The 12,823-nt window shown below is 47.0% G+C and carries 12 protein-coding genes; 11 read left to right on the top strand and 1 reads right to left on the bottom strand.

Going from position 1 to position 12,823, the window contains the following annotated elements; translation table 11 throughout:
• The first annotated feature begins 3 nt into the window (after positions 1-3).
• From ICN30_RS07740 to ICN30_RS07690, 11 genes are all read left to right on the top strand, one after another.
• Positions 4-663 (top strand): tetratricopeptide repeat protein, encoded by a 660-nt coding sequence (locus tag ICN30_RS07740; RefSeq protein WP_216274558.1) that lies wholly within the window; start codon positions 4-6, stop codon positions 661-663.
• Complete coding sequence (gene bamB, locus ICN30_RS07735; protein WP_216274556.1) at positions 663-1,817, top strand: outer membrane protein assembly factor BamB; 1,155 nt, start codon at positions 663-665, stop codon at positions 1,815-1,817. Before ICN30_RS07740 ends, bamB begins: the two co-directional genes overlap by 1 nt.
• Positions 1,814-3,178: a ribosome biogenesis GTPase Der gene (gene der / locus ICN30_RS07730; protein ID WP_216133455.1), complete on the top strand. Its 1,365-nt coding sequence runs from the start codon at positions 1,814-1,816 to the stop codon at positions 3,176-3,178. The genes bamB and der overlap by 4 nt, the downstream gene beginning before the upstream one ends.
• A 194-nt stretch (positions 3,179-3,372) precedes the next feature.
• Positions 3,373-3,615, top strand: coding sequence for an RNA chaperone Hfq (gene hfq, locus ICN30_RS07725; protein WP_114653200.1), 243 nt, complete (start codon positions 3,373-3,375; stop codon positions 3,613-3,615).
• On the top strand, positions 3,575-4,849 hold the full coding sequence (hflX, locus tag ICN30_RS07720; RefSeq protein ID WP_370623586.1) for a GTPase HflX: 1,275 nt from the start codon (positions 3,575-3,577) through the stop codon (positions 4,847-4,849). The genes hfq and hflX overlap by 41 nt, the downstream gene beginning before the upstream one ends.
• Positions 4,842-6,350, top strand: coding sequence for an FtsH protease activity modulator HflK (hflK, locus tag ICN30_RS07715; protein WP_255533167.1), 1,509 nt, complete (start codon positions 4,842-4,844; stop codon positions 6,348-6,350). Before hflX ends, hflK begins: the two co-directional genes overlap by 8 nt.
• Positions 6,350-7,222 (top strand): protease modulator HflC, encoded by an 873-nt coding sequence (hflC, locus tag ICN30_RS07710; RefSeq protein ID WP_216274554.1) that lies wholly within the window; start codon positions 6,350-6,352, stop codon positions 7,220-7,222. Before hflK ends, hflC begins: the two co-directional genes overlap by 1 nt.
• A gap of 18 nt (positions 7,223-7,240) precedes the next feature.
• Complete coding sequence (locus ICN30_RS07705; protein ID WP_216274553.1) at positions 7,241-8,404, top strand: ATP phosphoribosyltransferase regulatory subunit; 1,164 nt, start codon at positions 7,241-7,243, stop codon at positions 8,402-8,404.
• Between the two features lie 51 nt (positions 8,405-8,455).
• Positions 8,456-9,796 (top strand): adenylosuccinate synthase, encoded by a 1,341-nt coding sequence (locus tag ICN30_RS07700; protein ID WP_216274551.1) that lies wholly within the window; start codon positions 8,456-8,458, stop codon positions 9,794-9,796.
• Between the two features lie 62 nt (positions 9,797-9,858).
• A complete protein-coding gene (locus tag ICN30_RS07695) occupies positions 9,859-12,072 on the top strand; it encodes a malate synthase G (RefSeq protein ID WP_216274549.1) in 2,214 nt (737 codons plus the stop codon).
• A 93-nt stretch (positions 12,073-12,165) separates the two neighbouring features.
• Positions 12,166-12,669, top strand: coding sequence for a hypothetical protein (locus tag ICN30_RS07690; RefSeq protein ID WP_216274547.1), 504 nt, complete (start codon positions 12,166-12,168; stop codon positions 12,667-12,669).
• A 61-nt stretch (positions 12,670-12,730) separates the two neighbouring features.
• Here the strand turns inward: ICN30_RS07690 and ICN30_RS07685 are convergent.
• On the bottom strand, positions 12,731-12,823 hold a 93-nt coding region (locus ICN30_RS07685; protein ID WP_216217838.1), incomplete at its 5' end, for an IS3 family transposase.

The following is a 12,823-nucleotide window of genomic DNA, read 5'->3' as shown; positions in this document are numbered from 1 at the left end:
GACATGCCTTTAGACCTAGAAGAACAAGAACAAGTAGATCAACTTAAAGCATTCTGGCAAAAGTATCGCAACCTGATTACTGGTGTTGTGACTGCTGCTTTATTTGCTTATGCAGCCTATAGCGGTTACCAATGGTGGCGTACTAGCCAGGCCGCAGCCGCATCTCAGTTATACGAGACCATGGTTACTGCGATTAACAAGGGTGATAAAGATCAAACCTTGCGTGCTGCCGATGATTTGCAGAAGCAGTTCTCTGGCACGCCGTATGCGGCAATGTCCAGCCTAGTGGCTGCGAGAATTGCATCTGATGCGGGTGACTCAGCAAAGGCTATGGATTATTTACGTTGGGCTGCTAAGAATTCTTCAGACCAGGGTTATCTGGCCTTAGCTAAATTACGTTTGATAGCGCAGCTGATAGAGCAGGGTACTGAAAAAGATTTTGCGGAAGCGGATACCATTCTGAAAGAAAAGCCTGTCGCAGGTTTTGAGGCATTGTGGTTAGAGCGTCGCGGCGATTGGTATTTAGCTCAAAAGAACACTGCAGATGCGCGTAAGAGTTATGAAGCTGCATGGAAGCAGTTGAATGATGCAAAAGAATTCCCTGAAGAGGCACGTCGTCTCTTGAAGGTTAAATTGGATGCCGTCGGAGGAGTAGCTCAGTGATGATGGATTGCAAACTTGTAGCAAAACTAGCAACTACAACCCTTATATTGGGTTCTGTAGTGCTGGCCTTAACAGCTTGTTCTGGTGGCTCACGTGTACGCAAGCCTGCTGAGCTCGTCCCGGTTACCAATCAATTTGACTTAACTCCTGTATGGTCTACCAGCGTCGGATCATCTGAGTCATTTAACTTTCATCCTGCAGTTGCAGGTGATGCGGTCTATGCAGCATCGCATCGTGGCAATCTCGCTAAGATTGATTTGCGTACCGGTGCAAAAGTTTGGGAAGTATCCGTGCCGGATCGCCTATCTATCGGCCCTGGGTCTGACGGGCGTACCACGGCTGTAGTCACCACTAAAGGTACGGTCTATGCCTATGATGACACTGGTAAGCCTATTTGGAACGTCAGCGTTGGCAGTGAAGTGCTATCCGAGCCAGTTGTTGCTGGTGGCGTGGTTATCATCCGCACCTTAGATAATCGCTTTGTTGGTCTTGATGCTCAGACTGGTGTTCGTAAGTGGACTTATCAACGTCAACAATCTGCACTGTCATTGCGTGTAGGCTACGGCATGCTTGCGATTGGCAATGAAGTGATTGTGACTGGATTTGCTGGTGGTCGTTTTGGCATGATTGCAATTGCCAATGGTGGTTTGGTTTGGGAGACTCCAGTTTCTTTTCCAAAAGGCTTCTCTGAAATTGAGCGCCTTAATGATGTGACCGCTAAGCCAAGTATGGAAGGCGAAATTATTTGCGCTGTTTCTTATCAAGGTCGCGTAGGTTGCGGTCAAGCGCGTACTGGAAACCTTTTATGGTTTAAGGACTACTCAAGCTTTACTGGTACAGCACAAAGTCCTGATCTGGTTTTCTCCTCCAATGAAAAATCGTATGTCACTGCATTTGCAGTCAAGGATGGCTCACAAGTGTGGGAAAACACGCAGCTAACATTTAGAGATGTTGGTGAGCCAATGGCAGTGGGCAGGGTATTACTCGTTGGTGATGCACAGGGTTATGTGCATGCACTTTCACAAGCGAATGGTGAAATGCTGGCACGCATTCGTCATGACAGTAGTCCAATCACAGCCGCACCGATTGCGGTGAATGGCCTCATCTTGGTTCAATCTCAAGGTGGCAAACTAGCGGCGTACAGTCCAAAATGAATCCAGTAATCACTATTGTCGGTCGACCTAACGTTGGAAAATCGACGCTCTTTAACCGCTTAACGCGCTCCCGTGATGCTTTGGTTGCTGACTTCTCGGGTTTAACTCGCGATCGTCACTACGGCAAAGGTCGTATTGGTGAGCGTGCATTTATTTGCGTAGACACTGGCGGTTTTGAGCCGGTAGCCAAGACCGGCATCGTTGCCGAGATGGCCAAGCAAACCAAGCAAGCTGTTGCTGAATCCGACATCATTATTTTCTTGGTGGATGGCCGCTTGGGTATGGCACCACAAGACCGTGTGATTGCTGATTTCTTGCGCAAGACTGGCAGACCAGTCATCCTGGCGGTAAATAAAACCGAAGGTATGCAAGCTGGCGTTGTCACTGCAGACTTCCATGAGTTGGGTCTTGGCGAACCGTTTCCGATTTCATCAGCGCATGGTGATGGTGTTCGTGGTTTGATCGATGATGCTTTGGATTCATTAGGGATTCCAGAGCCAGAGCCTGAAGAATTAGAAAACGATCCGAATCGCCCAATGAAAATTGCGGTAGTAGGTCGTCCTAACGTTGGTAAATCCACTTTGATCAATAAGTTGATCGGTGAAGAGCGTGTTATTGCATTTGATATGCCAGGAACAACGCGCGACGCAATTGAAGTTCCTTTCGAGCGTAACGGCAAGCCTTACATCTTGATCGATACTGCGGGCCTGCGTCGTCGTGGCAAAGTATTTGAAGCGATTGAGAAATTCTCGGTTGTAAAAACATTGCAAGCAATTGCCGATTGCAATGTGGTGATCTTGATGCTCGATGCCCAGCAGGATATTTCTGAGCAAGATGCACACATCGCTGGCTTTATTGTGGAAGCAGGCCGTGCATTGGTTGTTGCTGTTAATAAATGGGATGGTTTAGACGCCTACGTTAAAGAGCGTGCGCGTTTAGAGATTGCCCAAAAACTGCGCTTCCTGGATTTTGCAAACGTACATCCAATTTCAGCCAAAAAGGGCACCGGCCTCAAAGAGTTGTTTAAAGACGTTGATCTCGCTTACGCTGCAGCGATGGCGAAATTACCAACACCTAAACTCACCCGTATTTTGCAAGAGGCTATTGAGCATCAGCAGCCTAAGCGCGTGGGTATGGGTCGTCCAAAATTACGCTATGCCCACCAAGGCGGTATGAACCCTCCGATTGTGGTGATTCATGGAACCTCATTGAGCGGTGTTACTGATAGCTATAAACGTTACTTGGAAGGTCGTTTTAGAGAAGTCTTCAAGTTACGCGGTACCCCATTGCGTATTCAGATGAATACAGCCAAAAACCCCTATGTTGATGCGGACAAAGGCAAAAAAGGCAAAAAGAAGTAAAAAGATAGAAATGGCGGTACAGTTTTAATTCTGTTTTAACTATGTTTTAGGCGGAGGGGCTTGATTTATCAATATCAGACCCCTTATGTTGGAGGTAGACAGCAGCAGTAAGTAGCAGTAAGCAGTAGATTATTTAATAAAAAAAGCAAGACTCCCAAAATAGAAGCAGCTTATAAAAATCAATAAGGAGCAGTATGAATAACAGCAAAATCCAATTGCTACAGGATCCCTTCCTCAATGCCTTGCGCAAAGAGCATGTTCCTGTCTCCATCTATCTTGTTAACGGCATCAAGCTGCAAGGCAATATTGAATCTTTTGATCAATACGTAGTCCTTTTGCGCAATACCGTGACCCAGATGGTTTACAAACACGCCATTTCCACGATCGTTCCCGCTCGTGCAGTGGAGTTCCGTACGGAAGAAGTTAGCTCTGTATAAAACAGGTGTAGATGCGGCTCGTGCCGTTCTAGTAGGCGTCGATACAGGCCGCGAGGATTTTGCGGACAGCATGGCAGAGCTCAGCCTTTTGGCTGACAGCGCCGGCTCTATACCTACAGCTAGTGTGATTGCTCGCAAGGGCAAAACTGATCCAGCTTTATTCATTGGTTCAGGTAAGGCAAATGAAGTCAAAAAAGTGATGGAAGAGCAAGGTGCCGAATTAGTCATCTTTAACCATCCGCTATCCCCAACACAGCAACGCAATCTCGAGCGCCACATTGGCTTTCATGTCATGGACCGCACGGGCCTGATTTTGGATATCTTTAGTCAAAGAGCCCAAAGTCATATTGGAAAAACTCAGGTTGAGCTCGCTCAGGTGCGCTATCGCATGTCCCGTTTAGTGCGCGCTTGGAGTCACTTGGAGCGTCAGCGTGGCGGTATCGGTGTACGCGGTGGCCCGGGTGAAACCCAGATGGAGCTCGATCGACGGATGCTGGCAACTAAAGCCAAGCGTCTGGAAACAGAGCTTGAGAAGCTCCAGCGCCAGCAAAGAACCCAAAGAAGGGCACGTAACCGCAAGGACGTCTTTTCAGTATCCCTGGTTGGGTATACCAATGCTGGTAAGTCCACATTGTTTAATTCCCTGACAAAAGCAGGGACATATGCCGCAGATCAGCTATTTGCGACCCTGGATACCACCTCCCGAAAGGTCCATTTAGATGGCGTAGGATCCATTGTGGTCTCCGATACGGTTGGATTTATCCGCGAATTACCCCACCAATTGGTAGAGGCATTTAGGGCCACCTTGGACGAAACCATCCATGCGGACCTGATTTTGCACGTTATTGATGCCTGTAGCCCGGTTGCCAGGGAGCAAAAGGCTGAAGTGGAGGCTGTTTTACGGGAAATTGGTGCGGATGACATCCCCCGTATTGAGGTGATGAACAAGATTGACCAGATGCCGCAGACCTTTACGGAGGGCGCAGTCCTAGTCCGCGATTCCGAGGGAATTCCGAGCCAGGTTTTCCTCTCTGCCAAGACTGGCCTAGGCCTGGATTTATTGCGTTCAGCCCTCGCCGAATGCTCTCAAATGACTGATAGAATAAGGGTCGAGCAGAATCGTGCCAAGGTCCAAATGGACCCAGACGAGTTTTTAGCTCCTTTACCCGAACGACCAGAGACTTCTGAATTTAACCCGATTCCCAACCGAAAATATTCACCAAACGATGCGTAAATTTCTTGAGCTGTTTTCGGTCAATGATCCAGGCTGGGGCAATAGTCAACCAGGCAGTGGATCCAAAGATGCCAAAGGTGGGCAGGGTAGTGATCAATCCCCTCAAGCTGAACCGAGTAATCCAGATGCTGAAAAGCCGGTAGAAGTCCAGCCAAACAAACAGCCAGCTAAGTCAGATGGCCCTCCAGATTTAGATGAATTGTGGCGTGATTTCAATGACCGCCTCAGCGGTATTTTTGGCGGCAAGAAAAAACCCGGCGCAACATCAAGCAAACCTACTAACAAACCGAATAGCACTGACATTCCTCCGCCATCTCAGCGTGGTAATGGTGGTGGTAACAACGGCGGTAATGGTGGTGGCGGTATGGGTGCACCTAATTTCAATTTCACAAATCCATTTGGATCCAAAGCTACCGTCTTATTGGCTGCTGGTGGCGTACTCTTAGTTTGGATCTTTAGTGGCTTCTTCATTATTCAAGAAGGCCAAGCTGGAGTGATCTCTACCTTTGGTAAATACGATTACACCGCTAAGCCAGGTATTAACTGGCGTATGCCTTGGCCAATTCAATCTCAAGAGACAGTTAATTTATCTGGCGTGAGATCTGTAGAAGTCGGTCGCCCAACATTAATTAAGGCAACCAATCAAAAAGATTCTTCGATGTTGACCGAAGATGAAAATATTATTGATGTGCGCTTTGCTGTTCAATACAGATTAAAAGATCCTACTGATTATTTATTTAATAATCGCGATCCTGATGCCACAGTGGTTCAAGCAGCAGAGACTTCCGTTCGTGAAATCGTTGCTCGTAGCAAGATGGATACCGTCTTGTACGAAGGGCGCGAGAAGATTGGCATTGATCTCGCAAACTCGATTCAGAAAATCTTGGACAGTTATAAGACTGGTATTTACGTTACTAGCGTGACCGTTCAAAACGTCCAGCCGCCAGAGCAAGTACAAGCCGCGTTTGATGATGCTGTAAAAGCAGGGCAAGACCAAGAGCGTTTAAAGAGCGAAGGTCAGGCTTATGCGAACGATATTATTCCGCGTGCCAAAGGTACAGCAGCTCGTTTGATTCAAGAGGCTGAGGGTTATAAGGCGCGTGTAGTGGCTACAGCTGAAGGTGACGCTGCACGCTTTAAACAAGTGTTTGTGGAGTACGCAAAAGCTCCTGGCGTAACGCGTGATCGTATGTATATCGACAGCATGCGCGAGATGTATAACAACGTCACTAAAGTATTGGTAGACACCACTAAAAACAATAGCCTCCTGTATCTCCCATTGGATAAGTTGGTCGCTCAAGTGAGCGCTGAAAGTACTCAAGTAGCAACAGGCCAAGCGCCTGCGACTACACCAACTGGATCTGTCACAGTGGGTGGGGCAACAGGTAATCCTGCAGCGCCAGTTGCAAGCTCTCCTAGTGTTGCCGCTCCGAGTTCTGGATCTGCAAATACTGCTGATAAACGTGATGGCTTACGTAGTCGTGATCGGGAGGCAAGATAATGAATGCAAATCGTCTCCTAGCTGGCATTGCTGGATTAATAGCTCTTGCCTATGTTCTAGCGTCCAGCATTTTTATTGTTGATCAACGCAACTTTGCTGTTGTGTTTGCTTTTGGTCAGATCGTTCGTGTAATCGAGCAACCTGGCTTGCAAATCAAATATCCAGCTCCATTCGAAAGCGTGCGTTTCTTTGATCGCCGTATTCTCACAATTGATAACCCTGAGGCAGAGCGTTTTATTACTGCCGAAAAGAAGAATCTCTTAGTGGATTCGTATGTGAAATGGCGCATTGTTGATCCGCGTAAATTCTTCATCAGCTTTAAGGGTGATGAGCGCTTGGCACAAGATCGCCTAACCCAGTTAGTTCGCTCCGCCTTAAACGAAGAGTTCACCAAACGTACCGTACGTGAGTTGATTTCTGATCAACGTGAAGAGGTAATGCAGGGCATACGCAAGAAGGTGGCTGATGATGCTTCAGATATCGGCGTAGAAATTGTGGATGTCCGACTCAAGCGCGTAGATTTACTTGCTGAGATTAGTGACTCTGTTTACCGCCGTATGGAAGCAGAGCGCAAGCGCGTTGCCAATGAGCTCCGCTCTACTGGCGCAGCAGAATCCGACAAGATTCGAGCAAATGCTGAGCGTCAACGTGACACGATTTTGGCTGAAGCTTATCGTGATGCACAAAAGATTAAAGGTTCAGGCGATGCAAAGGCCACCGCACTTTATGCAGAAGCGTTTGGTCGCGATCCACAGTTTGCGCAGTTCTATCAAAGTCTTGAGGCTTACCGCAGCTCCTTCAAAGATAAGAAGGATGTCATGGTGGTTGAGCCTAATGGCGAGTTCTTTAAGTTCTTGCACAAAAAAAATTGAAAGTGAATATTTCAGATCATGAATCGTTGGTTACTTCCTGAAGATATTGCTGATGTTTTACCAGCCGAGGCTCGTAAGGTAGAGTCTCTGCGTCGTGCCATTCTGGATTTGTATGAGTCCTATGGTTATGAGCTGGTTGCTCCTCCGATTCTGGAGTTCCTCGACTCTTTACTTACTGGCACTGGCTCTGATCTCAATTTGCAAACATTCAAATTGGTCGATCAATTATCTGGCCGCACATTAGGCCTTCGTGCGGACATGACCCCACAGGTTGCTCGCATTGATGCCCATTTACTGAATCGCAAAGGCGTAACCCGTCTTTGCTACGCAGGTTCTATTGCACACGCTCGTACCCCAGTAGGTAGTTCCGCTCGCGAAGAATTACAACTCGGCGCCGAAATTTATGGCTGCGCAAGTTGGGAAGCGGATTTTGAAGCAGTCTCCCTGTTATTGCAGACATTAAGTGTTGCTGGCTTGAACAAGGTTTATCTAGATCTATCTCATGCTGGTGTGCTCGCCGGAATTCTGGATGGACAAAGTCTTGAGAAGGGCGATATTGAGGCACTCTATAGCTTGCTACAGAGTAAAGATCGACCCCGCTTGGCTATTTGGGCTAAATGCCTGCCGACTAAATCTGCTGAAGCTTTAATGGCTCTCACAGAATTAAACGGTCCGTGCGTACAAGTGTTGGCTGACGCTAAAAAGTCTTTGCCAAAACACAAGTTGATTGATGAAGCCCTGGCTCAATTAGAAAAGCTTGCTGCTGCAACTGCTGCCTTGCCTAATCAGGTTGAACTCAGTATTGATTTGGCTGATTTGCGTGGATATCAATATCACAGCGGTGTGATGTTTGCGGCGTATGTTGATAAGTTGCCGCAACCAATAGCACGTGGCGGTAGATACGATCATGTTGGCCAAGCATTTGGACGTCCTCGTCCTGCTACTGGCTTTTCAATGGATTTATTGACTCTCGCCAATCTTGCACCTACAGCGCAAAGGAAGCCTGCCATCGTAGCGCCTTGGATTGTGGACGCAAGCCTGGCTAGCAAGATTGCTGAATTGCGCAATGCTGGTGAAGTAGTCATTCAAGCAATGGATGGCGACGCTGTAGAAACTGCTGAATATATTTGTGATCGTGAGCTAGTAAAGCAGGGCAGCTCATGGGAGCTGAAAAAGAAATAACTCGCTTTATTAATAACGTACTAATTCTGTAATTACCTTTTGGATTTCATTATGTCTTCAAAGCAACAAGCTCATGGTCGTAACGTCGTTGTCATTGGCACCCAGTGGGGTGACGAGGGCAAGGGTAAAGTAGTAGATTGGTTAACTGACCATGCTCAAGCAGTCGTACGTTTTCAGGGTGGACATAATGCTGGCCATACTTTAATCATTGGCGACAAGAAAACAATTCTGCGCTTGATCCCATCTGGAATCATGCATAAGAACGTGATTTGCTACATTGGTAACGGCGTAGTACTTTCTCCAGAAGCGCTCTTTAAAGAAATTGGTGAGCTAGAAGCTGCAGGATTGGATGTTCAATCTCGTTTGAAGATTTCTGAAGCAACTACATTAATTCTTCCGTATCACGTAGCGATTGACCATGCGCGTGAGAAAAAACGTGGCAATGCCAAGATCGGTACTACAGGCCGCGGTATTGGACCAGCGTATGAAGATAAGGTTGCTCGTCGCGCCTTACGTGTACAAGATTTGTTTTATCCAGAAAAGTTTGCCGCGCAATTGCGTGAGAACTTGGAATATCACAATTTCATGCTCAAAAACTACTACGGTGCTGAGCCAGTTGATTTCCAAAAGACTTTAGAAGAAGCCATGTCTTATGCAGAACGCATTAAGCCAATGGTAGTTGATGTCTCTAGCGCTTTATATGCAGCAGAGCAGGCTGGTCAAAACTTATTATTCGAAGGCGCGCAAGGAACTTTGCTCGATATCGATCACGGTACCTATCCTTACGTCACTTCAAGCAACTGCGTAGCTGGTAATGCAGCTGCTGGATCTGGCGTTGGTCCAGATTCATTGCAATATATCTTGGGCATTACTAAAGCCTATTGCACACGTGTTGGTGCAGGTCCATTCCCAAGTGAGTTGTATGACTTTGATAATCCAGCCAAGCAAGACCCGGTTGGCGTGCGTTTGGCTGAAGTAGGTAAAGAGTTTGGCTCCGTTACCGGCCGTCCACGCCGCACTGGTTGGTTAGATGCTGCTGCATTGAAGCGCTCCATTCAGATCAACGGCCTATCTGGCTTATGCATCACTAAGCTTGATGTGTTGGATGGCTTTGAGACTATTCGTCTTTGCGTTGGTTACACCCTTGACGGTCAGAAATTAGATGTATTGCCACGTGGCGCTGAAGCTGTTGCGCGCTGTGAGCCGATTTATGAGGATTTCCCAGGCTGGAAGGGAACTACTTTTGGTATTCGTGAATGGGACAAACTCCCTATAGAGGCACAGAAGTTCCTGCGTCGTATCGAAGAAGTTGCAGGAAAGCCGATCGCTATGGTCTCAACAGGACCTGAACGTGATGAAACGATTCTTCTGCAACATCCATTCAAAGGTTAATAAGATATTTTCTTAATTAGCTTTTGTATATTTAATTTATATATTTGTTTTGGGGTTTATAGATGACTGCACGTACACAATGTAATAGCCTGCAAGTGGCTACACCGTTATATCGTTTCATTGAGGATAAGGTCCTACCTGGTACAGGTATTAAAAGTGCCGACTTTTGGAAAGGTTTTGACGAAATTGTTAAAGACCTAGGTCCCAAGAACGAAGCTTTGTTGGCTAAGCGCGATCGCTTGCAATTGGATCTGGATAAATGGCATCAAGCTAATCCTGGTCCAATCAAAGATATGCCTGCTTATCGCAAGCACCTTAAAGAAATCGGTTACCTAGATGAAGTGCCAGGCAAAGTTCTGGGCACTACCAAGAATGTGGATGATGAATTGGCTCTTCAAGCCGGCCCTCAATTAGTGGTTCCAGTTCTCAATGCGCGCTATGCATTAAATGCTGCTAATGCACGTTGGGGCTCTTTGTATGATGCCCTCTACGGCACAGACGTGATCTCTGAAGATGACGGTGCTACTAAAGCTGGTGGCTATAACCCGATTCGTGGTGCAAAAGTTGTTGCGTTTGCCCGCCAATTTTTAGATCAATCTGCACCGCTGGCTAAAGGTTCGCATGCAGATGTTACTGCGTACACAGTGGATGGCAATAAATTAGTTGTTAGCCTGAAGGACGGCAGCAAAACAGGTCTTGCTGATGAAAAGCAATTCGTTGGTTATCAAGGCAATGCTTCTGCGCCTTCCTCAGTGCTGTTGCGTAATAACGGCGTACACATTGATATTGAAATCGATAAGAGCAAAACAATTGGCGCTAGCGATGCTGCCGGTGTAAACGATGTTGTACTCGAAGCTGCTCTCTCTACCATTTTGGATTTGGAAGACTCAATTGCAGCTGTTGATGGCGATGACAAAGTTGTTGCTTATGAAAACTGGCTAGGTATTCTCAAGGGTACATTAGTAGAAGAAGTGAGTAAGGGTGGCAAAACCTTTACTCGCACATTAAATCCAGATCGTAAATACACTGCCGGCATTGGCGCTGTTGATGCTAAAGACGGCGTTGTGACTTTGCATGGCCGCTCTTTGTTGTTCCTTCGTAACGTTGGTCACTTGATGACTAACCCAGGGATCATCACTGGCGACGGTAAAGAAATCTACGAAGGTATCTTGGATGCAGTGGTTACTGTATTGATCGCCTTGCATGACATTAACCGTCCTGCAACTCAGGCAATCGGCAATACACGTAAAGGCTCTGTTTATATCGTTAAGCCAAAAATGCATAGCCCTGAAGAAGTTGCCTTTGCTGGTGAACTCTTTGGCCGTGTTGAAAAATTGCTCGGCTTGCCAGCAGACACTGTAAAGCTGGGCATCATGGACGAAGAGCGTCGTATGAGCGCCAACATTAAAGCTGCGATTGCTGCAGCAGGTGCGCGCGTTGCCTTTATTAACACTGGCTTCCTCGACCGCACTGGCGATGAGATGCATACAGCAATGCATGCAGGCCCAATGATGCGCAAAGGCGATATGAAGACCAGCAAATGGTTATCCGCTTACGAGCGTCGTAACGTTCTAGCTGGTTTGGATTGTGGTTTGCGTGGCCGTGCTCAAATCGGTAAAGGAATGTGGGCCATGCCAGATTTGATGAAAGCCATGGTTGAGCAGAAGATCGTTCATCCTAAGGCTGGCGCAAATACTGCATGGGTACCTTCACCAACGGCAGCAACACTGCATGCTTTGCACTACCATCAAGTTAACGTAGCGCAATTGCAAAAAGAGATGGAACGGTTGGATACAGCTGCTGAAGCTGAAGCCCTGATTGATGATTTGTTGACCATTCCAGTGGTAGAAAAAGCCAATTGGTCTAAGGAAGAAATTCAGCAAGAATTGGATAACAACTGCCAAGGTATCTTGGGTTATGTAGTGCGTTGGATTGATCAAGGCGTTGGTTGCTCTAAGGTGCCTGATATTCATAACGTAGGCTTGATGGAAGACCGCGCGACATTGCGTATTTCAAGTCAGCACATTGCTAACTGGTTATTACACGGTATCGTGACTGAAGCTCAAGTGAACGAGACTTTGCAGCGTATGGCTAAAGTAGTTGATGGTCAAAATGCTGGCGATGCTTTGTACAAGCCAATGATGCCGAATTACAAAGACTCTTATGCCTATAAAGCAGCTAGCGATCTGATTTTCAAGGGTCTAGAGCAGCCGAATGGTTATACCGAGCCTTTGCTTCATGCATGGCGCCTGGAAGTGAAGAAAGCACACGCTTAATTTTTAGCTCTTTGCTTCCAAAAGAAATGGATTTGTCGCGAGGCAAGTCCATTTTTCTTTTGCCCGCAACTTACTTAAGTTCTCAGCCATCCCATGTTTAGTTTTTTAAATCCTTTTGCCAGGCTGGTCACAGCTCGTGGCCAAGCACTGGGCTTTCGGCTCAATGATGGGGGTAGGGAAGCAGCAGGCTTTAAGGGCGGGGCTGGTGACTGCGTGGTTCGTGCTATCGCAATCGCAGCTGAGTTGCCGTACATGCAGGTCTATGAAGATCTTCGTGCCGCTAATGCAGCCTATGCGGAACAAAGAAACGATAAGTTGGCCAGAAGGCTCAATGCTAAGGGCGCTTCACCTCGTAATGGCAATCACCGCAATGTCTTTCATGACTATATTCTGAGCCATGGCTTTGATTGGGTCCCCACAATGAAAGTTGGAGCTGGTTGCCAAGTGCATATGCTGGCCAATGAGCTACCCTCAGGCAGGCTAATTGTGAAGGTTTCTAAGCACTTAAGTGCGGTAATTGATGGAGTTATTGAAGATACCCACAACCCGTCTCGAGGCGGCTCACGTTGTGTCTATGGGTATTACATCAAACGCTAACTCTTATAAAAGAAAAAGCCTCCATACAAATGAACTGACCCACAAAAGTTGGACAGTTTGATTAGGTTACCAGAAGGGATTGAGTTCGGTATTGCACCGGGCTCAATCCCTTTAGTTTTTGCTTGATCCGATCATGGTTGTAGTAGTGGATATA

The organism is Polynucleobacter sp. 31A-FELB, assembly GCF_018882405.1.
Classification (GTDB): Bacteria; Pseudomonadota; Gammaproteobacteria; order Burkholderiales; family Burkholderiaceae; genus Polynucleobacter.
This window is presented reverse-complemented; position numbering and strand designations above follow the sequence as displayed.